At 71.6% G+C, this 24,435-nt stretch carries 22 protein-coding genes and 1 pseudogene; 11 read left to right on the top strand and 12 right to left on the bottom strand.

Annotated elements, in window-relative coordinates:
- Window position 1: 1 nt before the first annotated feature.
- The 7 genes from ABH935_RS08845 to ABH935_RS08815 form a co-directional block, all read right to left on the bottom strand.
- Window positions 2-853 carry an SAM-dependent methyltransferase gene (locus ABH935_RS08845; protein WP_370377317.1) on the bottom strand — a complete coding sequence of 284 codons (852 nt, stop codon included), beginning with the start codon at window positions 851-853 and terminating at the stop codon, window positions 2-4.
- Window positions 854-902: 49 nt separating this feature from the next.
- On the bottom strand, window positions 903-1,124 hold the full coding sequence (locus ABH935_RS08840) for a ferredoxin (protein WP_370377316.1): 222 nt from the start codon (window positions 1,122-1,124) through the stop codon (window positions 903-905).
- Window positions 1,125-1,126: 2 nt separating this feature from the next.
- A complete protein-coding gene (locus tag ABH935_RS08835) occupies window positions 1,127-2,407 on the bottom strand; it encodes an NADH-ubiquinone oxidoreductase-F iron-sulfur binding region domain-containing protein (RefSeq protein ID WP_370377315.1) in 1,281 nt (426 codons plus the stop codon).
- Complete coding sequence (locus ABH935_RS08830; protein WP_370377314.1) at window positions 2,404-2,979, bottom strand: ferric reductase-like transmembrane domain-containing protein; 576 nt, start codon at window positions 2,977-2,979, stop codon at window positions 2,404-2,406. Before ABH935_RS08830 ends, ABH935_RS08835 begins: the two co-directional genes overlap by 4 nt.
- Window positions 2,964-3,941, bottom strand: coding sequence for an FAD:protein FMN transferase (locus tag ABH935_RS08825; protein ID WP_370377313.1), 978 nt, complete (start codon window positions 3,939-3,941; stop codon window positions 2,964-2,966). Before ABH935_RS08825 ends, ABH935_RS08830 begins: the two co-directional genes overlap by 16 nt.
- A gap of 477 nt (window positions 3,942-4,418) precedes the next feature.
- Window positions 4,419-4,688 (bottom strand): hypothetical protein, encoded by a 270-nt coding sequence (locus ABH935_RS08820; protein ID WP_370377312.1) that lies wholly within the window; start codon window positions 4,686-4,688, stop codon window positions 4,419-4,421.
- Between the two features lie 23 nt (window positions 4,689-4,711).
- Complete coding sequence (locus ABH935_RS08815) at window positions 4,712-5,866, bottom strand: anion permease (protein WP_370377311.1); 1,155 nt, start codon at window positions 5,864-5,866, stop codon at window positions 4,712-4,714.
- A gap of 176 nt (window positions 5,867-6,042) precedes the next feature.
- Between ABH935_RS08815 and ABH935_RS08810 the strand changes: the two are divergent.
- From ABH935_RS08810 to ABH935_RS08800, 3 genes and pseudogenes are all read left to right on the top strand, one after another.
- Window positions 6,043-6,168, top strand: a pseudogene (locus tag ABH935_RS08810) (hypothetical protein); the annotation flags it as partial.
- A 121-nt stretch (window positions 6,169-6,289) separates the two neighbouring features.
- Entirely contained in the window at window positions 6,290-7,393 is a 1,104-nt protein-coding gene (locus tag ABH935_RS08805) for a BTAD domain-containing putative transcriptional regulator (RefSeq protein WP_370377310.1), read from the top strand.
- A gap of 306 nt (window positions 7,394-7,699) precedes the next feature.
- Entirely contained in the window at window positions 7,700-8,272 is a 573-nt protein-coding gene (locus ABH935_RS08800; protein ID WP_370377309.1) for a carboxymuconolactone decarboxylase family protein, read from the top strand.
- On the opposite strand, the gene ABH935_RS08795 is transcribed toward ABH935_RS08800, so the two are convergent.
- From ABH935_RS08795 to ABH935_RS08785, 3 genes are all read right to left on the bottom strand, one after another.
- Window positions 8,269-9,060: a hypothetical protein gene (locus ABH935_RS08795; RefSeq protein ID WP_370377308.1), complete on the bottom strand. Its 792-nt coding sequence runs from the start codon at window positions 9,058-9,060 to the stop codon at window positions 8,269-8,271. The genes ABH935_RS08800 and ABH935_RS08795 overlap by 4 nt on opposite strands.
- Before the next feature lie 292 nt (window positions 9,061-9,352).
- Window positions 9,353-9,760: a hypothetical protein gene (locus tag ABH935_RS08790; protein ID WP_370377307.1), complete on the bottom strand. Its 408-nt coding sequence runs from the start codon at window positions 9,758-9,760 to the stop codon at window positions 9,353-9,355.
- A 201-nt stretch (window positions 9,761-9,961) separates the two neighbouring features.
- Entirely contained in the window at window positions 9,962-12,676 is a 2,715-nt protein-coding gene (locus tag ABH935_RS08785; protein ID WP_370377306.1) for a LuxR C-terminal-related transcriptional regulator, read from the bottom strand.
- A gap of 492 nt (window positions 12,677-13,168) precedes the next feature.
- On the opposite strand from ABH935_RS08785, the gene ABH935_RS08780 reads away from it, so the two are divergent.
- The 8 genes from ABH935_RS08780 (at window position 13,169) to ABH935_RS08745 (ending at window position 21,704) form a co-directional block, all read left to right on the top strand.
- On the top strand, window positions 13,169-14,068 hold the full coding sequence (locus ABH935_RS08780) for a C1 family peptidase (RefSeq protein WP_370377305.1): 900 nt from the start codon (window positions 13,169-13,171) through the stop codon (window positions 14,066-14,068).
- 212 nt (window positions 14,069-14,280) lie between these two features.
- Window positions 14,281-14,952 (top strand): allophanate hydrolase subunit 1, encoded by a 672-nt coding sequence (locus ABH935_RS08775; protein WP_370377304.1) that lies wholly within the window; start codon window positions 14,281-14,283, stop codon window positions 14,950-14,952.
- Window positions 14,949-15,833: a biotin-dependent carboxyltransferase family protein gene (locus ABH935_RS08770; protein WP_370377303.1), complete on the top strand. Its 885-nt coding sequence runs from the start codon at window positions 14,949-14,951 to the stop codon at window positions 15,831-15,833. Before ABH935_RS08775 ends, ABH935_RS08770 begins: the two co-directional genes overlap by 4 nt.
- 74 nt (window positions 15,834-15,907) lie before the next feature.
- Window positions 15,908-16,657, top strand: coding sequence for a GntR family transcriptional regulator (locus ABH935_RS08765; protein WP_370377302.1), 750 nt, complete (start codon window positions 15,908-15,910; stop codon window positions 16,655-16,657).
- Between the two features lie 510 nt (window positions 16,658-17,167).
- The gene (locus ABH935_RS08760; protein WP_370377301.1) at window positions 17,168-18,019 is read left to right on the top strand and encodes a putative hydro-lyase; all 852 of its coding nucleotides are present in this window, start codon (window positions 17,168-17,170) and stop codon (window positions 18,017-18,019) included.
- A 78-nt stretch (window positions 18,020-18,097) separates the two neighbouring features.
- On the top strand, window positions 18,098-19,411 hold the full coding sequence (locus ABH935_RS08755) for an MFS transporter (RefSeq protein WP_370377300.1): 1,314 nt from the start codon (window positions 18,098-18,100) through the stop codon (window positions 19,409-19,411).
- Complete coding sequence (locus ABH935_RS08750; RefSeq protein WP_370377299.1) at window positions 19,411-20,676, top strand: hypothetical protein; 1,266 nt, start codon at window positions 19,411-19,413, stop codon at window positions 20,674-20,676. Before ABH935_RS08755 ends, ABH935_RS08750 begins: the two co-directional genes overlap by 1 nt.
- Window positions 20,677-20,720: 44 nt before the next feature.
- On the top strand, window positions 20,721-21,704 hold the full coding sequence (locus ABH935_RS08745; protein ID WP_370377298.1) for a glutamate ABC transporter substrate-binding protein: 984 nt from the start codon (window positions 20,721-20,723) through the stop codon (window positions 21,702-21,704).
- Between the two features lie 21 nt (window positions 21,705-21,725).
- Here the strand turns inward: ABH935_RS08745 and ABH935_RS08740 are convergent, their stop codons facing one another.
- A complete protein-coding gene (locus ABH935_RS08740; RefSeq protein ID WP_370377297.1) occupies window positions 21,726-23,351 on the bottom strand; it encodes a LamG-like jellyroll fold domain-containing protein in 1,626 nt (541 codons plus the stop codon).
- 109 nt (window positions 23,352-23,460) lie between these two features.
- Entirely contained in the window at window positions 23,461-24,351 is an 891-nt protein-coding gene (locus ABH935_RS08735) for a nuclear transport factor 2 family protein (protein WP_370377296.1), read from the bottom strand.
- Window positions 24,352-24,435: the final 84 nt, after the last annotated feature.

Here is a 24,435-nt window from a genome sequence, read left to right as displayed (position 1 = left end):
CTCAGACTCCCGGCTTCTCGGCGCCCGCGCTGAGCGGTTTCCGAGCGAGCACGCCGAGGCTGGGTGGCACCGGATTGCCGCCCTCCCGCAGGCTCGGCAGCCAGACGTCGACGTTGACCAGTCCCGGCGGCAGGATCTCCAGGTCCTTGAGCCACGGCGCGATCTGCTCGGCGGTCCGCGCCGTGAACGGCACGCCGGTGCGCTGGACGTAGTTCTCGGCCGCCTGCTGCTGCGCCTCCAAGGCGTTGTGGTCGTAGCCGCCGTGGGAGATGGCCAGGTAGCTGCCCGGCGCGCAGGGCTCCATGAACGCGCGCACGATCTCTGCGGCCTGCTGGTCGTCAGCGATGAAGTGCAGCACGGCGAACATCAGCACCGCGACCGGCTTGGTCCAGTCGATGTTGTCGCGCACCGTCGGGTGGTCCAGCACGACCTGCGGCTCGCGCAGGTCCGCCAGCGCCGCGTGGGCCGTGGCGTTGTCGGCGAGCAGGGCCCTGGCGTGGGCGATGGCGACCGGGTCCATGTCGAGGTAGACGACCGTCGCCTCGGGGTCGACGGCCTGCGCGACCTCGTGGACGTTGCCGACCGTGGGGACGCCGGAGCCGAGGTCGAGGAACTGGCGGACGCCGTGGGTGGCGGCCAGTTCGCCGACGACGTGCCTGAGGAACACGCGGTTCGCCCTCGCCCACGCCGGCAGCGACGGCATCGCCTCGGCGGCGCGGCGCCCGGCCTCGCGGTCGGCCTCGAAGTTCTGGGAACCGCCCAGCCAGAAGTCGTAGATCCGCGCGATGCTCGGCCGGCTTGGGTCGACTTCGGGCAGGCTCAAGGCCAACTCGGCCGCGTCGATGGAGTCCATGGTCCGATTGTGGCGTCTCATCCGGAATGCCGCCCAGCTGATGCACGGATCAGTCCTTGAGGCGCAGCGCCAGCGCGGGGCATTCGGAGACGGCTTTACGGGCGCGCCGCTGGGCTCCCGCGGGAATCGGGCCGCCCCGGACGACCGGGTATCCCCATTCGTCCAGGGTGATGAGCTCCGGGAGGAGGTCGGCGCAGCCGCCGTGACCTTGGCAGGCGGTCCAGTCGACGCTCGGGTGCGGGGGCCGGGATGTGCCGGTGGGTTCGGACACGGTCACACTCCTTGTTCGATCGGGGCGGCGGGGGAGGCCGGGCCGGTGGGGAGCATCGGCGGACGGCCGGGTGCCCGGCATCGGCCCCGGGCGTGGTCGTCGACCTCCGCGGCGAAGGCGATCAGGGCGCTGCGCGCCAGGCGGGCTGAGCCGTCCGGGTGGCGGCAGGCGCCGCGGCCGGTGATCAGTCCGGCCCAGCGGGACAGGTCGTCGCGGAGTCGGCGCAGGTCGCTGCGCGGTGTGGGGTGGGCGAGTTCGTTGAAGGCCGCCGCCATGCGGGGCAGGCCGTTCAGGCAGGGGCCGCACTGTCCGGCTGATTCCAGTGCCAGGTAGCGCAGGACGGACGCGGTCTCGACCAGGCCGCAGCGGTCGTGCGGCAGGACGGCGAGCAGACCGGCTCCCAGCGGGACGCCGAGGGTGGCGGGGGAAGCCGCTTCCAGCGCGGTGGCCGTCAGCGGCAGCCAGGTGCCGTGGTACCCGCCGACCAACAACGCCTGCCCGGTCGCGGCTCCGGCTCCGGTCAGGACGCCCAGCGGCGTGCCGGGCATGGCCTCCACCACGGTCGGCGCACTGTCCGCCTCCCGCACCGTGAACAGCGACGTGGCCGCACCGGACCGGTACCACCCGGGGCCGTGCCGGGCGATCAGCGCCAGATGCGCCAGCGTCTCAACGTTCTGCACCAGCGTCGGACCGCCGCCGACGCCCCGCTCGAACACCGGCCGGGCCTGGTACCGGGGCAGCGCCGGACCGCCGTCGAGGAACGACACCAGCGCCGACTCCTGCCCGGACAGGAACCGCTGCGGCACCTCGATGATCGTGACCGGCACCGCCGGGGCGGGCCGTTGCCGGCTCATCGCGGTCAGATACCGGCCGAGGCCGTGACCGGACTCGACGGCCAGGAACGCCCGGTCGGCACCGACAGCGGCAGCCGCCAGAGCCATGCCGTCCAACACCAGGTGCGGCGCGTGCCACAGCAGAGCCTTGTCCTTCGCGCTGGCCGGCTCGCCCTCCGAACCGTTGGCGACCACGACCGCCCGGCGTCCGGACCGTCGCGCCGCCTCGCGGACCGCCGTCATCTTGCGGTGCGCCGGGAACGCCGCGCCGCCCTGCCCACACAGGCCGGACAGCTCGGCGGCCACGACGATCTGCCGGCCGTCGAGGTACGACAGGTCGCCGTAGATCGCGCGGTGCGCCTCGTGACTCAGCGGCTCCGAGGGAAGCAGCCGCCTCGCGGCGCTCGTGGCGAGCGAGCGGATGCGCAGGGGCATCGTGACCGTGTTCATCGGCGGACCCCCGCGAGGACGTCGGCCGGGGTCAGGGCACGTCGTCCCGTGGTCACCCTCGGGACGAGGGCGATCAGCACCGCGGCGATGCCGCCGATCGTCAGCCACAACGGCCAACCGCTCATCGGATGCCCGGTCCCGCTGCCCATCGTCACGCCGTGCACCACGGCCACCGGCCAGCAGGCGTAAGCCAGCCAGTGCACCGCACGCCACGTCCGCCGCCCCAGCCGCGCACGCAGCAAGCTGGTGACGGTCACCGCCACGATCAGATCCAGCGCCACCGCGCCCAACCCCACCCACAGCGGATCGTAGGCGGAGGTGAACGGCACCACCGCTGCCAGAGGGCTGATATTGACGTAGGAATCGACGACCGCCGTCAGGATGTGCGCGGCCAGGAACACCACCGCCAGCAACGAGATGCTGCGGTGCAGCGCGACCGCGGCCAGCCGCGGCATCCCGGGGATTCGCACCTGCCGCCGCACGCTGATCCCCAGCACCATCACCGCGCTGAACAGCGTCAGCGACACGATCCCGGTGGCCTGCCCGGCGTACCAGATCACCGCAGAGTCCACGACGACACCCCCTTCGGGTCCAACGCGTGGGAGAAGCCCGTGCTGCCGGGCGCGGCGGGCCACCGGCCGACCGTGCAGACCGTCCCGTCCTCGGCGAGCAGCCGCGCGTCCAGGCCGCACTCCGCGAGCCAGGCCGGGGCCCGGGTGCCCCGGATCACGGCGGCCGTGGCGGCGATGTTGGCGTCCAGGCAGCCGGCGGCGGCCACGCTCACCGTGCGCCACGGCGTGCGCGCCGACAGGCCGGTGTGCGGGTTGACGATGTGATGCAGGGTCCTGCCGCCGCGGTTCCAGCGGCGCGCGGCGGTGCCGGAGGTGGCCAGGCCGCCGTCGCGGATCAGGACGCTGGTGTGCGCGGCGTCCGGATCCGGGTCGTCGGTCCGGTCCTGGACGCGGATCGTCCAGCCGTCCCCGGGCGCCGGTCCCGCGACGGCGATGTCGCCGCCGAGGCCGACCAGCACGCCGCAGCCGAACCGCGCGGCCAGATCGGCGGCGGCGCGGTCGGCGGCCCAGGCCTTCGCCGTGGCGCCCAGGTCCAGCCGGATGCCGGCGGGGACGGCGAGCGTCCGACGCTGCGCGTCGAACGCGATCCGCCGCCAGCCCGGCACCGGCCGGACCACCAGCCGCACCGGGCTGCCGTCGTGCTCCACCAGGTGGAAGTCGCGGTCGTAGCCGAGCCCGGCCAGCGCCGAGCCCACCGTCGGATCGACGTCGCCGCCGGTGAGCTCCGCACCGCGCAGGGCGGCGGCGACGGCGTCCGCGAGCACGTCGCTGACCGGCGTCTCGCGTCCGTCCGAGCGATCCAGGGCCATGAGCTCGGAGTCGTCACGGAACCGGCTGCAGGCGGTGTCCACCCGGTCCAGCCACCCGACCAGCGCCTGGCGCGCGTCGTCCAGGGCCGCCGGCTCGGTGACCGCCAGCCGGACCGCGCAGCCCAGCGCGCGCCAGTCTGCCGCGGCGTTCATGACGCACCGGACGTCGCGGTGTGACCGGACGTGGTCGAGGTTGTGGTCGGGGTCGAGGTCGTGGTGCTCGACGATGAGGATGAAGATGAGGATGATGAAGATGAGGTAGTCGGCGCCGATGTCGCCGGCTGTAGTCCTGAGCTCGACGACGTGCTCGTGGTCGTGCTTGTGCTCCGCGTACTCGATCCCGAGTGCGCCCGGGGCACGGTCGCGGCGATCGCCACTCCGCCGGCCACGCTGGCGGCGGTCACGCCCCAGGTCACGGCGGATATTCGGACAAGCCTGCGACGGGCTTCACGCTCCATGTCGACACCTCCACAGCGGCTGAATGGATCGCCACCCACCGTGACCCGGCAGGGTGAGAGAGTGATGAGCCGGGCATCAATATCGACTTTGAGAAGCAACTCACAGGAAACGCGCCCGGCCGGTGAGGAGTCCGAGACTCCTCACCGGCCGGGCGGATTCAGCGCGTGGTGGTCAGCTGTTGTGGACGATGCTGTAGACACCCCACCCCATCGCGGCGAGCACCGCGAGGAAGCAGATCCCCGCGGCCACCTTTTGGAGCAGGTCCGGCTGCGCCTCAGCGGAGGCCTCCGCCGAGCCCCCCGGGTCTGCCGAGCCCGAGGCCCCGCCGCGGGGCGACAGCGCCCGCAGCCCGACCGCGAAGAGCGCGGGCAGTCCGGCACCGGCCAGCAGGCCGATCACGACGATCTTCCACAGCGCGTTCAGATTGATCCAGGAGTTCACGTTCGCCGCTTCCCTTCAGCCGATCACGCGGCCGCGCCGGCCGGGACGGCGGCCGGGGCCACCGAGCCGGACCACTGGCTGTTGACGTTCGACGCCGTCACCGCGGTGCGGCGCGAGGCGAGGTAGAACCCGGTCGCGCAGGCGGCGAGCACCACGAAGATCGTGGACGTGCCGGCGGTCCCGCCGATGCCGTGCGCCGTGGCGTACGCCAGCGCGCCGACCAGGCCTGCGGCCGGCAGCGTCAGCACCCAGGCGAAAGCCATCCGGCCGGCGACCGACCAGCGCACCTCGGCGCCCTTCTTGCCGACGCCGGAGCCCAGGATCGAGCCGGTCGCGACGTGCGTGGTGGACAGCGAGTAGCCGAAGCTGCTGGAGAGCAGGATCACCGCGGCGGAGGACGATTCGGCCGCCATCCCCTGCGGCGACTCGATCTCCACCAGGCCCTTGCCCAGCGTCCGGATCACACGCCAGCCGCCGACGTAGGTGCCCAGGCTGATCGCCAGCGCGCAGGAGATGATGACCCACGTCGGGGCCTTCGCGTGCGCGCCGATCGAGTTGTTGGCGATGAGCGCCAGCGTGATGACGCCCATCGTCTTCTGCGCGTCGTTGGTACCGTGCGCCAGCGAGACCATGGAGGCCGAGCCGATCTGCCCGAGCCGGAAGCCCCGGCCGCGCACCCCGTCCGGCACCCCGCGGGTGATCCGGTAGACCAGGAAGGTGCCGACGGCGGCCACCATCCCGGCGATCACCGGCGAGAGGATCGCGGGCAGGATCACCTTGGACGTGATGCCGTGCCACTGCACCGCATGCCCGCCTGCCGAGGCGATGGCCGCCCCGACGACCCCGCCGATCAGGGCGTGCGAGGAACTGGAGGGCAGCCCCAGGTACCAGGTGGCGAGGTTCCACAGGATGCCGCCGGTCAACCCGGCGAACACCATGGTGAGCGTCACCAGATGGGTCTGGACCAGGCCGCTGGCGATGGTCGCCGCGACGCTGAAGGACAAGAACGCCCCGACCAGGTTCAGGACGCTGGACACCGCCACAGCGATCCGGGGCGGCAGCGCCCCGGTGGCGATGGAGGTGGCCATCGCGTTGCCGGTGTCATGGAAGCCGTTGGTGAAATCGAAGCCCAGCGCTGTGGCCACCACGAGCGCTAGCAGGACGCTGTTGCCAGTCACAGTCGGGGGGTAACCACATATGGCCTGCGGAAACGTTATCGGAGGGCAGAGATGCCGGCGGCGGGATCTATTCATCTGATTTAACTCGGACCTCACCTTCCGTTGGGGAGGCGGCCAAGCCCGGCGATCATGACGTGCGCGTTTGACCGGCCGTGACCAGCCCCTGAGTCAGGGCCCTGCTGGCGCTGTGCGCGCTCCAGCCGGGCCGTCCGGTCGTGTCGGCGCGGCTCATCGACGCGATCTGGGGCGACCAGCCTCCGGAGAACGCCGCCAACGCGCTTCAGACCTTGGTGAAGCGGCTTCGCGCGGTCTGCGGACGCACGGCGGTCGCCAGGCGCGCCGGCGGGTACGCGTTGATGATCGAGCCCTGCGATGTCGACGCGCACCGGTTTGCTGAACTTCTGACACAGGCGCGGCGCGAACTTGTCCGAGAGCACGACCGAGCACGCCTGCGAACTGGCCGCGGCGACGCTGGTCCAGGCGTTGCGCGAATGGACCGGTCCGGCCCTGGCCGACCTGACCGGCTTTCCGCAGCTGGCCACGGCTGCCACCGCGTTGGAGACGGCACGGCTCGAAGCGGTGGAACTGCTCGCCGACTGCCGGCTGGCCGTGGGGCGCGCCGAGGAGTCGATCGCCGACCTGGCGGCCGGGGTCGCGGCGCATCCGCTGCGTGAGCCGCTGACCGCGCGGTTGATGACGGCACTGGCCGCCGCCGGCCGTCGTTCCGAGGCGCTCACCGCGTATCAGGACATTCGCCGGCTGCTGGCCGACGAGCTCGGGGTGTATCCGTCGCCGGAGCTCGCCGACGTCCACACCGGTCTGCTGCGGCAGGACGACGCCCACGCTGATGGCCGGGCCTCGGAGCCGCGCGGGCCGCTGACGAACCTGCCCCGCACGCTGACCTCGTTCGTCGGCCGCGACACGGAGGTCGGCACGATCAGCCGGTTGCTGGAGGACAGCGCCCTGGTCACGCTCACCGGTCCCGGCGGGACCGGCAAGACCCGGCTGGCGCTGGAAACGGCGGCGCGGCTGTCCGGCGGCCATCCCGACGGCGTCTGGCTGGTCGAGCTCGGCGCGGTGGCCGGGCCGGCGCGGCTCGGCGGCGCGGTTCTCGGCGCGCTGGCCCCGCTCGGCGCTCTCGGTATCCCCGGCGGCGGACGGTCGGGCGCGGACGGCGCCGACGACACGGAAGGCGACAGCGCCGCAGCGGTCGCCCAGGCCTTGGCGGACCGGCGCGCGCTGCTGGTCATCGACAACTGCGAGCACCTGATCGACGCCGTCGCCGCGTTGGTGCACACGATCCTGGAGCGCTGTCCGGGTATCAGGATTCTGGCGACCAGCCGGGAACCCCTCGACGTGCCCGGCGAGCGCCTGCTTCCGGTCCGGCCGTTGCCGCCGGCCCCCGCCGAGGCCGACGCAGACCCCCGGCGGGCGCTGGGATCCGCGGCGGTGTGCCTGTTCGCTGACCGGGCTGCGCAGTCCCGCCCCGGCGCCTCCTCGATGAGCGCGGCCACGCTGCGCGCCTGAGCGACGGCGTTGGACTGCTCGGCGGGGTCGGCGGGATGCTTGTCGGACGCCCCGAAGCCCCGCAGGTCCGGAGCCGACGCGGCCGCAGGCGACTTCGAAGAGCCAGGGGTTGTGGAACACCACGGGGACACCGGTCGCCCTGGGCGCCGCGGTGTGGGCCACCCGGACCGCGAAGTGTCCTGACGCACTACACGGCGACGTTCTGAGCACGATGGAAGAACCACCGGCGGGTCGGTCGCCTTACGTTCCCCACAGACGCTGGCCAGGTGGGCACCGTTGCCGTCACCCTTCGGAGGTTCGAACGCCATGCCGCACATCGAGCTGGGCAACGACCAGCCCGGGATCCGCTCCCTGTTCTTCTTCCGCCCCGAGACCGCCGCGCCGCTGAGCGAGCTGGCCGAGGTGCTGTTGCGGGGTCCGAGCACGCTGGAGCGGTGGGAGCGGGAGTTGATCGCCACGCACGTCTCCACGCTCAACGAGTGCCGGTTCTGCTCCTCCAGCCATGCCGCCTTCACCGCGGCCCAGCTGCCCGAGGGCCTCGATCTGGACGTCATCCGCGCCGACCCGGGGGCATCCGCGATCAGCGACAAGCTGAAGGCGCTGCTGGACATCGCGGCCGCGGTCCAGCGTGGTGGGCGGCAGGTCACGACGGAGTTGGTCGAGCGGTCCCGCGCAGCTGGGGCGTCCGATCGCAAGATTCACGACACGGTGCTCATCGCGGCGGCGTTCTGCATGTACAACCGGTACGTCGACGGCCTGGCGACCATCGCTCCCGAGGATCCGGCGGGTTATGCGGCCGGCGCCGAGGTGTTGGTGGTTCAGGGGTACCTGCCGCTGGTCGAGGCGGCGCGGGCGGCGCGGGCCCATTCGTCGCGCTAGGCGATGCGCAGGTGGGGCTTTTCGCCGCTCGGCTGCTGTTCTTGCTCTTCCTTTTTTTCCTGCTCTGCTCTGAACTCGCTGATGGTCCCATCCGCACTCGGTAGCCACAGATCCACGTCGCGCTGGAGTCCGCGGGTGGCTCGTCCGGTGGCGCTGATCGTGACGCGGCGCCGGGTGAGGTTGCCGTTGCCGTCGCCGAGCCCTTCCCAGCGCGGGTTGTGGGTGGTCAGTGTGAGGTGCGGTGACTCCCACGGGCCTGTGACGACGAGGACGCAGCCGCGCTGCCTGTTGCCGGGCCGCACGCGGTGGCTCATGCGCCGCAGCTGAGCGGCGCTCGGCCGCCGTGGCGTGTGCAGCAGCACCAGGTCCACGGCCCCGGCGAGGACAGCTGCGGCGTCGAGCCACCGGTCGCCGGGATCGTCGAGCAGCAGCATCTTCGACAGATCGGCGCCGAGCCCGGAGGCGGCGGCGATGCCGAAGTTCGGGAACCCGACCACCCCGGCCCAGGCGCCGCCCGCCGTGGCTCCGGCGACGAGCGCGAGCGTGGCGTACGTGACGGCGCCGTCGCCGGCTGCCGCGCCACCTATGCGCGGCGGCGCGGTGACGATGGTGCCGCGCGCGAGAAGCCCACCGGGCACAAGCGACCGCAGAAGCGGATGCAGCGGAATGTCGCCGCCCTCAGCCGGCCCCCGCCGCCGAGCCTCAGGAGCGGTGCCGTTGTCGACCAACTGCCGCCGCAGCCGCGCAATGACATCGTCCCGATCCTGCTCCGACAGCGGTGCGCCCATGACCCGGCGCTCAGCCGGCCGACGCCGCGAGCGCGTCGCGACGTAACCCGTTGCGCGCGAGCGTGGCGGCGATCAGCTGAAGGGGCTCGGAGGTCACCGAGGGAGGCTATTCGAACAAATATGCGAGCGCAATGATGCGGCGCCGGGTTCACCGGATCGGGTGATGTGCGCGTTGGCGGACCTGGAAAGCCAGGCTAAGCGCAGCCTGTCGGGCGTGACGTTCGCATCACGGCGCCCCCGCCCCCGGCCCGGGAACCCGGGCCGGGGCCAGGGGCCGCCGTACCGCGCTAGCTCAGAGCCCTGCTTCCAGCAGCGCCTGGATCGCCTTCGTCCGCTCCTCGACGTGGTGGGTGTTGACGTCCGACTGGTGGTCGAGGGTCAGCACGCCGTCGGCGAAGGCGAACCCGGACGGGCTGAAGTACTCGTTGGTGTTCCTGACGATGACCTTCGACACGCCCTCGCGAAGCGCGTCCTTGCCCATGTCGTCCGCGCCGATCGCGCCGAACGCGTCCAGCAGCGGCTGGAAGAACACCGCGGGGAAGTCCTCGGCGTACCGGTCGGAGCGGTCCACGACGGCCAGTTCGTCCCAGGACACCTCGATCGGCACCTCGAAGCCGGCCGCCTCGTCGATGCGCGCCTTCCAGCCGGGGTAGTCCTCGTTCTTGAAGCGCTCGACGCTGCGGCGTTCTGCCAGACCCATGGGGGACCTCCGAAATGTGGTGTGGTGCTGTGGTTTGCGAGATGGTTTGCGAGATTTGAGAGAAACATGTTGCGATCCGGAACGTCCCCGAGTTTCGCGGGGCTCCCGGCCGTCTCGCATCGGCGAAACCACGTAGCAGGCCACGTAACCGACCACGCAACCGACCACGTAAACGCGGCCTCAGCGCGCGCAGAGATGCGGCTACGCGCGGCGGGCGTCCATGACCGCGCGCGTCAGGGCGGCGCGGTTCGGCACGTCGAGCTTGCGGTAGATCTGGCGCAGGTGTGATTCCACGGTCCGCACGCTCAGAAACAGCATCTCGGCGATCGCCGGGTTGGTCATGCCCGTGCTCACCAGATCAGCGATCTCGCGTTCGCGCACCGACAACGGTGCCGCCGCCGACCACGGATCAGATCCCTGATGTGCATGCGAGCCCGACCGCACCTCCGCCGAAGCGGCCAGGCGCGACCGGTATTGAGCGACTCGCGCCATCAGCCGCGTCGAACCGCACTGCTCGGCCAGCAACCCGACGCGGTCCAGCCAGCCGGGCACGAGCCGCGCCTGCCCCGCCCGCAGCGCGATCTCGGTCGCGGCCAGCAGCGTGCGGCACACCTCGATCCGTTCCCCGCGCGCCGTGAACTCCGTGGCCGCTTCCTGCGCGGACTTCAGCGCCGCCTCGTCGTCCCCGAGCGCGGCGTTCGCCCACATCCCGGCCCGCAGCGCGAAGGCACGCAGCGTCGGGGGCCGCTGCGGAGCCCGCTCGGCCAGCGCGGCCCAGCGGTCGGCGTCAGTGCTGTCGCCCACGGCCAGGGCGATCTCGGCCAGGGTGTCGCACCAGCGGGGGCGGCGCCACGGGCTGATCCCCGACAGGTCCTCGCCGGCCGCCTCCAACAGCAGCGAGCGGGCGCGCAGCGGGTCGCCGGTGAGCAGGACCAGTTCGGCGTGGAAGCAGCGCACTGCCATCGCCCAGCTCGTGGACGAGTCGCTGGCGACGGCGAACGCGCGGTCCAGCTCCACCCGCATCTGCTCGGCGTCGCCGGGTTCGTCGCGCCAGTACAGCGCGGCGGCGCGCAGATTCGCGGAGACCGCCTCCTCGGACGGGTTGAGGCCGTTCCCGCCGAGTTCGGCGAGGCGTCGGGCGACGCGGTCCAGGGTGGCCAGGGTCGGGCGCAGCTTGCCGAGCCGGCATTGGGCGTTGGCCAGCACGGTGAGCAGCGAACCGTCGAGGTAGCTCTGACCGGTACGCCGGCCCAGGGCCTCGGCGCGGGACAGGTGGCGCTCGCTGTCGGTGAGCCGTCCGAGCAGTCCCTCGGTCATGCCCAGCTGCAGCGGCGCGGCCAGGTTCGTCAGCAGGGTGGTGTCGGCGGCGGCGTCGATGAGTTCGGCCGCCCTCGCGGCGCGCGCCAGGGCGGTGTTTTCGTCGTCGGTGAACAGGTGGCCCAGAGCCGACTGCGCCAGGGCGTGCGCCTCGCCGACGCGGTCGCCGTGCAGGGCGGCGATGGCCGCGGCGGTCTCGGCGTGCATGCGGGAGCTCTCGTAGTCCTGCACGTCGTACGTGGCGTCGGCCAGTTCGGTGTGCAGGGCGGCGGCGGTCGCCGAGTCGGTCTCGGCCAGGGCGGTCAGGGCGGCCAGACCGGAGCGGGCCAGTGCTCCGGCCTCGAAGTGCCGGCCGAGACGCCGCTCGATGCGGATGGAGTCCAGCGCGGCACCGTCGGGGTGGTCCTCCGGCCCGGTCGAGCGGAGCGCGTCGAGCAGGGCACGGCCCTCGGCGAACTCGCCGGACAGCACGCGGGCCCGGGCGAGCAGCACCTGTACTTCGTGCGCGTGGTCGTGTCCTTCGTGCCCTTCGCGCAGCAACGGCCCGGCGGCCTGGAGGTATTCGGCCGCTGTGGCGGGGGAGTTGTAGAGCGTCCCACGGGCCGCGGCGATCAGCGTCGTCAGATGCTCAGGGTTCTGCGGATCGGCCGCGCGGATGACGTGTCGCGCGCGCTGCGCGACCGGTGCGCCGTCCCGGGCGAGCGCGTCGGCCGCGCAGCGGTGCAGCGCGAAGCGCAGGCTCGGTTCCAGCCGCTCGTAGACGGCTTCGCCGACGGCCCGATGCCGCAGCGCCAGTTGGGATCCGCGCTCGGCCGGGCGGACCAGGTCGACGTACGTGAGCTGGTCGAGCGCGCGTACGGCTGTCGGCTCGTCGAGCCCCGCGACCTCGGCCAGCAGGGCCACGTGGAACGGCTCTCCGAGCACCGCCGCGGCCCGCGCCGCCGCCAGTGCCTCGGGGTCCAGACCGGCCAGCTCCGCGAAGATCGAGGCGCCGGCCTCGGCGGTGGAGCCGGTGTCGCGCAGCGCGCACAGCACCTTGATGTACTGCGGATTTCCGGCGGCCTCGCGGTGGATCTCGTCGGCGTCCGGGCGTTCGCCGAGCAGGTCCGCGGCCTGGTCGCGGGTGAGCGGATCGAGCGGTGCGAGCCGGAGTGGGCCGGTCGAGGCGTCGGCGAGCGCGGCGGCGAGGCTCGGCGCGAGTTGGCGCCGGCGGTAGGCCAGGACGCACAACACCGGGCCGGTCGCCGTGCGACGCAACAGTCGGGGGAGCAAGCCTGCCTCGTCGGCGCCGACGAGGTGCAGGTCGTCGACGGTCACCAGGACCGGCTTGCCGGCGGCCTCGTGCGCGCGGACGGCATCGACGACCTGCGCGCAGGCCTCATCGATGTCAGGGCTCTGCGCCAGCTCGGCGCCGCGAACGGCGACCACCGCCACACCTGCCGCGCGGGCCGTGTTCGCCGCCACCCACAGCAGCGCGCTCTTCCCGACGCCCGGCTCGCCGGCCAGTGCCACGGCCGTCCCCGAGCCGGCCCGGAGTGCGTCGAAAGCCGATCGCAGTATGTGCAGGTGGCACTCGCGCCCGATGAGAGTGTCGACCACGCGCTGAGCTTACGGCTTCGGCGGCTGCGGCGATCGCGGACGCGGCTTTTTTGGACGTGCCTTTATACGTTGGCACCGGCTATTACTCCCCGTCATCGTACGGCGCCTTTGCGAAGCTTTTGCCAACCGACAGGCTGACGAAGGTCACAGGGACTTGCTACGTTTCCTCTCTAGTACGAGCCTCCGTAGTTGATCGGCACCGGACCGCAGCCGGGCGCCGCGTCGCGCACGAGGGGCACCGGGTCGCGCCGCGCTGGCGTGCCCGTCATCACCTGGATTCGCTGCTCTGGCATCTTCCCTCAGCAGTCACTTCCCAGGGCTCGCATGTCCTTTTGGCTTCACCGCGCCCCGGCGCGGCCGGGACCATGCGCCGGCTTGGGGCTGTGATGTCAAGAGTTAGCCAAAGTCCTGATGACCGGCACCTGCGGGCCGCGCTGCCGATCCGGCGTACGAGACATGCCACCGTCACGCAAGCAAGCAAGGAGTTCCCTCATGCACACCTCCAAGACCGTCGGCATAGCCGCGGCCTTCGCCACGGCCGCCGCGATCACCGCGGTCGCCGCCTCGCCGGCCTCCGCCGCGCAGCCGAACGCGCACCGCCACCACCACTACGCGACCGGGCTGAACATCGCTCGGGCCCGGGCCGCTGAGCGCGCCGGCCTGGCCGCGAACGCCATCCACGCGCGCGGCCTGCGTGCCGCCGACGCGGTGCCGGCCGACGCCCCGGCGAGCGCCAGCCTGCAGCAGTACGCGCTGTCGCCGGGTGACCAGGGTCAGGTCGGCTCCTGCGTGACCTGGGCCACCGGGTACAGCGCCTACGGGATCCTGATGAACGAGCAGGGCATCTCCGGCGACCCGATGGCGCCGATGTACATCTACGCCCAGATCGCCCAGGGCAACGACCAGGGCACCACCGGGGACGTCGCCCTCGGCATGGAGCAGCAGCAGGGCATCGACACCAAGGCCGACTACCACCAGGGCGACTTCGACTACACCACCCAGCCGGACGACAACGAGCGCGCCAACGCCGCGCACTACAAGCTGTCCGGCTACCAGACCCTGCCGGTCGGCGCCGGGGCCGAGGACGCGATCAAGAGCTCGATCTCGCAGGGGCTGCCGGTGTCGGTCGGCTTCAACGTCCGGCAGAGCTTCATGGACCTCAGCGGCCAGGCCGCGTCGGACTACAGCTACCAGCCGGGCACCGACGGCGGCGACCCGGTCGTCGGCGGGCACGAGGTCGCCGTGATCGCCTACAACGACCAGGGCGTCACCATCGAGAACAGCTGGGGCTCCGGCTGGGGCGACAACGGCTACGTCAACGTGCCGTGGAGTTTCTTCACCACCGGTGACGTGGACGAGCTGTACTCGGTCGGCAAGCTCGTGCAGGGCTGACCTCGTTCGGAAAGCTGACACCACTCGGAAACAGGTAGCACCTTGACCTGGTGCGGCCGGCGTTCGCCATGCGTCGGCCGCACCACGGTGACGCACCTTGAAGGATTGTTGAACAATCGTTAGGGTTCGTAGTGTCGCAGTCGCGTCCCGGGACCCAGTGAGGTGTGTGTGAGCTCGTCGCGTCCATCATCGTTACGGGGCGGGCAGGGTCGATGCGCTTTCTGAACGCGGGAGACCGGGCGCTGCTGGTCGAGCTCGACGTGAAGACGGGGGCGGAGGCGGCCGAGGCGGCGCCCGAGCCCGCGCGGCTGTATCGGGCCCTGATGCGCGATAAGCCGGCCGGTGCGCTGGAGTTCGTTCCGGCTGCGCGGACCGTGCTGGTCCGTTTCGATCCCGCGCTCACCTCGTCGGGGTTGCTCGCCGCGCGGATCGGGGAGGTCGCGCGGGCGATGGACGACGAGGCCGGTGCGGCCGGGGACGCAGGGGACGCCGACGTCCTGGAGATCCCGGTGCGCTACGACGGCGAGGATCTGGAGGATGTCGCGCGGCTGGCGGGGCTGAGTGTCGCAGAGGTCGTGGCTCGGCATTGTGCGCCTGTTTACACGGTTGCGTTCTGCGGGTTCGCGCCTGGGTTCGGGTATCTCACCGGTCTCGACGACGCGTTGTGGTTGCCGCGGCGCGCGGTGCCGCGGACGCGGGTGCCGGCTGGTTCGGTCGCTATCGCCGACCGGTATGCGGCGGTCTATCCGCAGGCGTCGCCCGGCGGCTGGAACTTGTTGGGGCGTACGGATATCGCGGTGTGGGATGCGGGGCGTCAGCCTCCTGCGATGTTCGTTCCCGGGATCAGGGTGCGGTTTGTCGCGGCGACGGAGCTGCCTCGATGACCCGGTTGGAGCTGGTGATCCTCGCGCCCGGACCACTCACCACCGTTCAGGACCTCGGACGTCCCGGGCTGGCGGCGCTCGGTGTCGGTGCGTCGGGGGCGGCTGATCGCGGGAGTTTGCGGCTCGCCAACCGCCTTGTCGGCAATGTCGAGGGTGCCGCAGGCCTCGAACTCACTCTCGGCGGCTTACAGGTCCGGGTCGATGGTGTCGGCGACGGTGCTGGTGCCGGCGCCGCCATCGTCGCGCTGACCGGGGCGGCGTGCCCGGTGACAGTCGGCGGGCGTTCGGTGGGGATGAACGGGCCTGTCGCGGTGCGGTCCGGTGAGGTGATCGTCGTCGGCGTGCCGACCGAAGGCGTACGGACGTATCTCGCCGTGCGCGGCGGTGTGGCGGTGCCGCCGGTGCTGGGGGCGCGCAGTACCGACACCCTCAGCGGGCTCGGGCCGGAGCCCGTCCGTGTCGGGTCGGTGCTTCCGATCGGGAGTGAGACGACGGGTTTTCCGGTGGTGGATCAGGCCCCTGTGCGCAGGCTTGCCGGGGACGCCGTGCTGCGCGTCGTGCCGGGGCCGCGTGCCGACTGGTTCGATCCGGATGCGCTGCGGACGCTCGGCGCCGATCCGTATGTGGTCACTGCCGAGAGCAACCGGATCGGCGTGCGGCTCGACGGGCCGGAGCTGCGGCGTACCGAGAGCGCGGAGCTGCCGCCGGAAGGCATGGTGCGCGGTGCGTTGCAGGTGCCGCCGTCGGGCCGGCCGGTGCTGCTACTCGCCGATCACCCGGTGACCGGCGGGTATCCGGTGATCGGTGTCGTGGCCGATGCGGACGTCGATCGCGCGGGACAATTACGGCCCGGTGATCGGGTACGGTTCCGGGTGCGGTGAACGGGGATATCGTAGAACGATCCGGCGATCTGAACCCGGACCCGGACCACGACTCGGATCCGCATCAAGATCCGATGACCGACGAAGCACGACCTGGGGGTGCGGTGTCCGCCGACATGACAGCGACGGCTTTCTCCGATCTCGCCAACGACCGGCATCTGCTCGGGCGGACCAGCACCGCGGACCTCGTGGCCGGCATCCTGCGCGGCCGCATCGCCGAGGGGCAGCTGCCGCCGGGGACGCGGCTGGCCGAGGAGGCGATCGGCGCGGCGCTGGCGGTGTCGCGCAACACGCTGCGCGAGGCCTTCCGCCTGCTCACGCACGAACGGCTGCTGGTCCACGAGCTCAACCGCGGCGTGTTCGTCCGTACCCTGACCGCCGACGACGTCACCGAGATCTACCGCGTCCGCCGCATCGTGGAATGCGCAGCCGTCCGCCGCCCCGTAGGCGACCCCACCGAAGCCCTGACCCGCGCCCGCCAGGCGGTCTCCGACGGCGAACAGGCCGCGCGCGAGGGCCGCTGGGACGCCGTCGGTACCGCGAACATCCGCTTCCACAAGGCACTGGCGTCCCTGGCGGGCAGCGAGCGCGTGGACGAGTTCATGGACGGCATCCTCGCCGAGCTCCGCCTGGTCTTCCACGTGATGGCGAACCCCCGCGTCTTCCACGAGCCCTACCTCTCCGGCAACCGAGCCCTGGTGACCCTCCTCGACGCCGGCGACTTCGAAGCCGCCGAACGCAACCTGGCCACCTACCTCGACGACGCCGAGGCCGAGCTGGTCGGCGCCTACGCCGGCGTGCTGGAGCGGGACGAGCGGCGGTAGGGGCTCGGGACTCGGGGCTTGCCTTCGCGCCCGCGCCGCGCTGCCCGCTCGCCTGCGTGGCCGGTTTTCGCAGCCGCCTGCCTGCCCGGCAGATTTCCGCAACCGTCGCCCGGCCACCCGCCTCGCCTGCGCGCCCGCCTCGCCTGCGCGCCCGCCTTGCCGGCGGGCCTGCCTGCGTGGCCGATTTTCGCAGTCGCCCGGCCGCCTTGCTCGCCTGCCTGGCCGTTTTCCGTAACCGCCTGCCCGCGCCGCCCGCTCGCCGGCCGGCCCGCTCACTCAGCTGCCTGCCCGCCTGTCCTCGCGCCCGGCCACCTGTTTGCCTGTCCGCCGCGTCGCTCGGCCTGTTCGAGGCCTGATCCGCCGCCCGACCTGTTCGCCACCGGATCTGCCTGCTCGCCCGGGTGCCGGCCTGCCCTCGTGCCTGCCCGCTCGCCGTCGCTAAGCGCGCGTTCTCGGCGGCCGGTCCTGAGTCTCTTGCCGGATTGTTGAACAATCCTTACATTGCCTCTTATGACGACCACGCCCCTCACCTCACTCCCACCGCCCCCGCGCGCCGACGCGTCGCCCGCGGACTGGCGCGCCGCGTTCCGCGCCGGCGATCGGCGCCCGACCAGTGGGCTCGCGGCTGGGCACACGCAGGCGAACCTCGTGTGCCTGCCTCGCGATTACGCCTACGATCTGCTGCTCTTCGCGCAGCGCAATCCCAAGCCCTGTCCGCTGCTGGAGGTCACCGAGCCCGGCTCGTGGCGTTCGGTGCTCGCGCCCGGTGCGGACTTGCGGACCGATCTGCCGGGGTACCGGGTCTGGCAGAACGGGCTGTTGGTCGCGACGCCGCGCGAGGTCGTCGGCCTGTGGCGCAACGACCTCGTCAGCTTCCTGATCGGGTGCAGCTTCAGCTTCGAGACGCTGCTGTCCGAGGCGGGGATTCCGTTGCGGCACGTGGAGCAGGACGTCACCGTGCCGATGTACGTCACGAACCGCGAATGCGTGCGGGCCGGCCGGTTCAGCGGGCCGCTGGTCGTGTCGATGCGTCCGATCCCCGCCGCGTCGGTTGCCGCCGCTGCCGCCATCACGGCGCTGATGCCCGCGGTGCACGGGGCGCCGGTGCACGTCGGCGCGCCCGAGGTGCTGGGGATCGCTGATCTGGGGAAGCCGGACTTCGGCAAGGCGGTGGAGTTCGCCGACGGTGACGTGCCGGTGTTCTGGGCCTGCGGCGTGACGTCGCAGACCGCTGTCATGCGGGCCGCTCCGTCCTTCGCCATCACGCACGAGCCGGGCCACATGTTCCTCACGGATGCCCGCGACCTGGAGTACCGCATCGAGCCCGAATATTGTCCGCTCGACCTCTTGCGGGATTGTTGAACAATCCTTAGATTGTGCAGCACCGCGCGGTACCACCCAGGAACGCACCATCGACTCCACCTGCCAACGAGGTGCTCCATGACCGCACTTCCCACCGCACTTCCCCCCGAACCGAGCACCGCCCCCGACACCGAGGACGGCCCCTTCGCCTGGTACCGGTCCCTGCCGGTCCCCGGCCGCCGCGCCTTCGTCGGCGCGTTCGGCGGCTACGCCCTGGACGCCTACGACTTCCAGGTCCTGCCGCTGAGCCTGACCGCGATCGCCGCCTACTTCCACCTGAACAAAGGCCAGTCCGGCCTGCTGACCACCGTGACGCTCGTGGTCTCGGCGGTCGGCGGCATCCTGGCCGGGATGCTGATCGACCGGATCGGCCGTACTCGTACCCTGATGATCACGGTCGGGACGTACGCGCTGTTCACCGCCCTGTGCGGATTCGCCTCGAACTATCCGATGCTGCTCACCTTCCGGGCCTTGCAAGGGCTCGGTTTTGGAGGGGAGTGGGCAGCCGGAGCCGTGCTCGTGGCCGAATACGCCTCGGCCCGGTACCGGGGTCGCACGGTCGCCTTCGTCCAGGCCTCCTGGGCGGTCGGCTGGGCCGTAGCCGTGGTCGTCGCCACGCTCTCGCTGGACCACCTGAGCCACGGCCTGTCCTGGCGCGTCGTGTTCTGGACCGGCGCGCTGCCGGGCCTGACGCTGCTCTACATCCGCCGCCACGTGGTCGACGCCCCGGCGAGCGAGACCGGCGGGAACGGCGAGAACAGCGAGAACAGCGAAACCGAGCCCGCGCCACGCGTCCCCTTCTGGCGCATCTTCGAAGGCCACAGCGGCCGCATCACCCTGTTCGCCACGCTCATGTCGACCGGCGTGCAAGGCGGCTACTACACGATCGCGACCTGGCTGCCCACCTACCTCAAGACCGAGCGGCACCTGACCATCGTCGGCACCGGTTCCTATCTCAGCCTGCTGATCGGCGGCGCCTTCCTCGGCTACCTGTGCGGCGGCTACCTGACCGACCTGATCGGGCGCCGCAAGGCCATCGGCCTGTTCGGCATCCTCAGCGGCTCGATCCTCTACAGCTACATCCACATCCCGACGAGCGCGAACCACGTCCTGCTGATCCTCGGCTTCCCGCTCGGGTTCTGCTTCTCGGCCATCTTCAGCGGGTTCGGCGCCTACCTCGCCGAGCTGTACCCGCGCACGATCCGGGGCACCGGACAGAGCTTCACGTACAACGTCGGCCGCGCGGTCGGCGCGTTCTTCCCGACCGCCGTGGGGTTCGCCGCCGGGAGCGGGGGTCTCGGCGGCGCCCTGGTCTACGGCACGATCGGGTACGCGCTGGCGGTCGTGGCGCTTGTCGGGCTGCCCGAGACGCAGGGCTCGGAACTCGCCTGATGCGCCTCGGCACCCGCACCGGATTGCGCTGGTACGCGGTGGCCGTCGCCGTGGTCGTCGTCGCGCTCGGCACGACGACGTACCTCGGGACGGCCGCCGGCGACGACGCCGTCGGCCACGCCCGGACGACGGCCGAGCCGCTGGCCGTCGCCGCCGAGAACGTGTACCGCGCGCTGTCCGACGCCGACGCGACGGCCGCCATGGTGTTCCTGTCCGGATCGCAGGTGCAGGCCAGCGGCGTGCAGCGGTACGACCAGGACGTCCGCGAGGTGTCGAGCGGGCTGGCGGCGATCGGGGGACAGGCGGGGATATCGCAGCCTTCTGACACCTCGCACCCCGGCACCCCGCCGACCCTGCGCGCCGCGGTGAACCGCCTGCTCGCCGACGTCCCCGTCTACACCGGCCTCGTCGGTACCGCGCAAGCCGACGCCCGCCAGGACCTCCCGGTCGGCGCGGCGTACCTGCGCGAGGCCTCCGGCCTGATGCGGACCGATCTGCTGCCCAGCGCGCAGGCCGTCCTCCGGATCGAGACCGATCGCCTGGCGGCCGACGCGGCCGCGGTGCGGGGCCCGGACACCGTGCTCGTCGTCGCCGCCGTCACGTTCGCCGTCCTCGTCCCCGCGCAGCTGTTCGTGGCGCGGCGCACCCGGCGCAGGTTCAACCTCGGGCTCGTGGCGACGACAGTGCTGGTCGGCGTCGTCACGATCTGGGCCACCGCGGTCTCGACGGCCGCGACCGACGCCACCGCCGGCGCTCGCACGCATCGGCAGTCGGCGGACGCGCTGGTCACGACCGACCTGGCCGTGCTTCAGGCGCACGGCGACGAACTGCTCAGCCTCGCCGCACGAGGCGAGGACGTCGGCTCGTACGAGGGCGACTACCAGACGGTCAGCGCCCGGCTGGGCACGCTGCTCGCCGCGGATCAAGGCCCTGGCATCGCCGACGCCGCGGCCGGCTTCCGGGACTGGAAGACCGCGCACGGAACCTTGGCGCAGGCGGCGAGCAGCCCCCAGGCCGACAACACGGCGAACGTCCGGGCACTCGCGCAGGCGACCGGCACGCAGCCGGGGACCGGGACATTGTTCACGCGCGTCGACGGCGACGTGCAAGGCGCGATCGCCGGGCAGGAGGCGGATTTCCGGGCCGCGATTGACACGGCCGGATCGGACCTGCGCGGCCTGGCGACGGGGACCGCGGCCTTGATCGTGGTCGCCTTCGTGGCCGGTGCGTTCGGCATGAATCAGCGGCTGAAGGAGTACCGGTGAGGGGTATGAGGACTCCGTTGCGGTTTTCGTTTGCCGCCATAGTGATGAGTCTGACGCTCGGCGTCGCCGCGTGCGGGTCGGGGTCATCGGCGACGCCGACGACACCAGCTGGCGCGACCGCGACCGCCACCGCTGCCGCCGCCGCACAAGCCGACGTCCCGATCCCCGACGGCGTCACGACCGTGCCCGAAAGCCCCGCGCCGCCCCTGACCGGCTGCGACGCCTCCCTGCGCCCGACCGGCCCGCTACCCGCGGCGGGCGCCATGCCGGCGGGCTCCACGATGGCCGAGATCCAGCAGCGCGGCTACCTCGTCGCCGGCGTCGACGAGGACAGCTACCTGTTCGGCTACCGCAACCCCTCCGCCGACCCCTCGGCTCCGCCGCTGGTCGGCTTCGACATCGACTTCGTCCAGCAGGTCGCGACGGCGATCTTCGGCGCGCCGGGCCACGTGCGCTACAAGGTGCTGACCAAGGCCGAGCGGCTCACGGCGCTGCAAAAGGGCTCGGTCGACCTGCTCGCCGACATCCTGACCGTCGACTGCCAGCGCGCGCAGCAGGCCGACTTCAGCGCCGACTACTTCGACGCCGGCCAGCGTGTCCTGGTGAATCAGGCCTCGACGGTCCAGGGCATCGGTGACCTGGCCGGCAAGAAGGTCTGCGCGGCGGCCGGCACCACCTCGATCCAGACCCTCGCCGACCCGAAGTACCGGGTGGTCCCGGTCAGCGCGGTCAACTGGGCCGACTGCCTGGTGATGCTCCAGCAGGGCCAGGTCGACGCGATCTCCACCACCGACCTGATCCTGCTCGGCATCCAGTCTCAGGACCCGTACACGAAGATCGTCGGCCCCCGCTTCACCTACGAGCGGCACGGCCTGGGCTTCCCCAAGGGCAAAGGCGACTTCATCCGCTTCGTGAACGCCGAACTCGAACAGATGAAGGCGAACGGCACCTGGACGGCGATCTACACCCACTGGATCGGCGACCGGCTCGGGCCGGTGCCCGCTCCGCCTCCGGCTGTGTATCAGTGAACGACTGGGATCCGACTGGGATCAGTGGGCCACCGGGATCGCGTTGATCTGCGCCGCACTCAGCGCCTGGTTGAACACCTCGACGTTCGACAGCGCGCCCTTGAACCAGTCGGTCGCCTTGCCGTTGTACTGCGCGCGGCCCATGGCCAGCGGGCCGGTGGTCGCGTACGGGGTCGGGTCGGTGACCGTCTGCTGGAGCTGGCCGTTCACGTAGAGCTGCATCTGCTTGCTGCTCGCGTCGAAGACCCCTGCGAGCCGGGTCCAGACGCCGGCCGCCGCCTTGGCGGTCGAGTACGCGCGGACCGCGGTCGGATTCGCGGTGTCGCTGCCGACGCGGGCGAAGCCCCAGACGCCGGGCGGGTTGCCGAGGCCGTTGCCCATGTACTGGAGGTAGAAGCCGCTGTTCTGCGTGCCGTCCTGGCTCACCATCGTCTCTTCGACGTTCGAGTCGGTCGAGGTCAGATACACGTCGGCGGTCACGGTGAAGCTGCCGCCGGGGCCGGTGTCGAGCACCGGGCCGTTGGTGACGATCTGGCTGTTCGTGCCGTTGAACAGGCACGAGGTGCCGGCCCACCAGCCGTTCGCGGCCGTGCCGTTGTGCACGGTCGTGGAGTCGATCGCGGTGTTGCCGCCGGTCTGGTTCAGGATCCAGTTGCCGATCGGCGTCGGCACGACGACCGGCGGCGGGGCCGTGGACGGCTTGGCCGCGGGCTTGGACGTGGAGGTCACCGCGGCGGGAGCCGAGGACGGCTTCGCGGGCGGCGCCGACGAGCTCGCGGCCGCGGGCGCGGCCGGGGCCGAGGAGCTCGAAGCCGGCGGCGGCTGCTGCGACGACGACGGCGTGCTCGGCGCGGGGACGGCGACCGTCGGCGCGCCGGCCAAGGCGAGCTGCGCGGTGGCGTCCGTCGACACCGAAGGCCGCACCGCCAGCCACAGCCCGGCGAACAGCACCGCCAGCGCCGTCAGGCACCCGAAGAGCCCGCCGAGCCAGCGGGGCAGCAGCGCCGTCTGGTTGTACGTGCCGGCGGCGGTGACCGGTTGGCGGCCGGAGACCTGCAACGTGGTGGTGAAGGGGTGGGTGACCTTCTGGCCGAACCACAGCAGGCGCTCGGGCCGCAGTCGCAGGACACTGAAATGCGCGCGGCCGGGCTGTATCTGCAGGCTCGGCGTCCGGATGTCGACGCCGACCCGGTTACCCGGTCCGGTGACCGCGACCGACGCGGTCGCCAGCGCGTTGCCGTAGTTCGACACCACGAGCCGGGGCTTGGCGCGCCGCCAGCCCCGCACCGTCGGCGGCACCAGCTCGGCCCGGACGTCGACGAACGACGCGACAGTGAGGATCCCCTCCGGGACCGCGACGCCCTCGGGGTCCTCCAGCGGCGTCACGCGGACCCCGTACGGCTGCGGTCCCGCCGCCGACTCCGAGGCGCGCGGCGGTGCGAACGTCAGGCTCACCGCGCCGGTCGTCCCCGGATACAGCCGGATCGTCGAGGGCTCGACCGCGCACCACATGGCCGGGTCGCCGACCACCTCGACGCGGTATTCCTCGACGATGTCCCCGGTGTTCCGGATACGGAGGTCTACGACGGTACTGTCCCCGGGTTCGACCGCGGCAGACAGCGGTTCCAGGTTGACCCACTGGCTCACCGTATGAAGGTAAGGCTCAGGGCTCTGTTCCGGTACCGGCCGGAGGTGCATGCCGGGGGCAGCCATCGTTGCCCGAACGGACCTTCCACCGCTGGGCTTCCGCACGGGTCTACGACGGTAGCGAAGCCTGGAGCAGCGACGACTTGGCCGCCGGAGCGATCTGCCGGGAGTCGTAGACCGACGTGACGGCGGTGACGAGGCCGTCGGCGTCGAGCTCGATCGCGGTGATTCCGGGGAGGTTCCCGGTACCGGACTCAGCGCCGGTCGCGGCGGTCCATTCGAAGCCTCCGCCATCGCGACCGCCGACCACGTGACGCAGAGTGCTGTCTTGTCCCCACGGAATCCGCCCGAGGACACGATCGAGGTAGCGCGTCGTCTCGATCCTGCCGACTACCTGCGTGCGCAACGCCATGTCGACGAACGCGACGTCCGGATGCAGCAACGCGCCCGCGGCCGAAGCGTCCGCGTCGGCGAACGCCCGCTGCAGCGCCGCGGCGACCTCGCTGAGCTCCTTGGCCGCCGTGACCGTGACCTTGTGGTCCCCGAGGTCGCTCGGAAAGCCGTCGGCCGGCACGCGGAACCGGCCGTACAACCCGGCGTCGAACGCCGAGGCGTCCCAGTAGTCGACCCAGCGCACGATCTCGCCGTCGATGAAGTCGACCGCCGCCAGAATCCTGAGTTCGCCGCCGAACAACTCCGGAGTGTCGACCATGTGCACCAGCGCGCTCTGCTCTCCGGCAAGGATCTTCGTCGCGTAGGAGCGGGCCGGAGGCCCCCACTGCGGCATGTACTGCTCGAAACCGGCCCTGACCGCGGCGTGGCTGTCGAACGCCCAACCCAGCGTCGCGTCGATGTAGGCGACCAGATCCGGGGCGAAGTGCGCCATCGTCGCATCGACGTCGCACGCGGTCTTGACGGTGAAGAACCGTTCGAGCCGCTCGGATATCGAAGAACTGGAAGAACTGGAAGAACTGGAAGTCATGTTTGTCTGGAGAGTCACCACGCCATCCTGCGGCACCTCCGCTGTCATCGGAAGCGAATGCCGTCGCTGACGCTTATCGTGTATCGCGATAAGCGACCGCAC

The organism is Catenulispora sp. GAS73 (genome assembly GCF_041262085.1).
In the GTDB taxonomy this organism is placed as follows: Bacteria; Actinomycetota; Actinomycetes; order Streptomycetales; family Catenulisporaceae; genus Catenulispora.
This window is presented reverse-complemented; position numbering and strand designations above follow the sequence as displayed.

Coding starts and splice junctions, on each gene's coding strand:
- ABH935_RS08775 (WP_370377304.1), top strand. CDS start 14,281: ATGCGCTTTCTGAACGCGGGAGACCGGGCGCTGCTGGTCGAGCTCGAC.
- ABH935_RS08845 (WP_370377317.1), bottom strand. CDS start 853: ATGGACTCCATCGACGCGGCCGAGTTGGCCTTGAGCCTGCCCGAAGTC.
- ABH935_RS08780 (WP_370377305.1), top strand. CDS start 13,169: ATGCACACCTCCAAGACCGTCGGCATAGCCGCGGCCTTCGCCACGGCC.
- ABH935_RS08790 (WP_370377307.1), bottom strand. CDS start 9,760: ATGGGTCTGGCAGAACGCCGCAGCGTCGAGCGCTTCAAGAACGAGGAC.
- ABH935_RS08765 (WP_370377302.1), top strand. CDS start 15,908: ATGACCGACGAAGCACGACCTGGGGGTGCGGTGTCCGCCGACATGACA.
- ABH935_RS08755 (WP_370377300.1), top strand. CDS start 18,098: ATGACCGCACTTCCCACCGCACTTCCCCCCGAACCGAGCACCGCCCCC.
- ABH935_RS08835 (WP_370377315.1), bottom strand. CDS start 2,407: ATGAACACGGTCACGATGCCCCTGCGCATCCGCTCGCTCGCCACGAGC.
- ABH935_RS08760 (WP_370377301.1), top strand. CDS start 17,168: ATGACGACCACGCCCCTCACCTCACTCCCACCGCCCCCGCGCGCCGAC.
- ABH935_RS08770 (WP_370377303.1), top strand. CDS start 14,949: ATGACCCGGTTGGAGCTGGTGATCCTCGCGCCCGGACCACTCACCACC.
- ABH935_RS08800 (WP_370377309.1), top strand. CDS start 7,700: ATGCCGCACATCGAGCTGGGCAACGACCAGCCCGGGATCCGCTCCCTG.
- ABH935_RS08825 (WP_370377313.1), bottom strand. CDS start 3,941: ATGAACGCCGCGGCAGACTGGCGCGCGCTGGGCTGCGCGGTCCGGCTG.
- ABH935_RS08795 (WP_370377308.1), bottom strand. CDS start 9,060: ATGGGCGCACCGCTGTCGGAGCAGGATCGGGACGATGTCATTGCGCGG.
- ABH935_RS08745 (WP_370377298.1), top strand. CDS start 20,721: ATGAGTCTGACGCTCGGCGTCGCCGCGTGCGGGTCGGGGTCATCGGCG.
- ABH935_RS08750 (WP_370377299.1), top strand. CDS start 19,411: ATGCGCCTCGGCACCCGCACCGGATTGCGCTGGTACGCGGTGGCCGTC.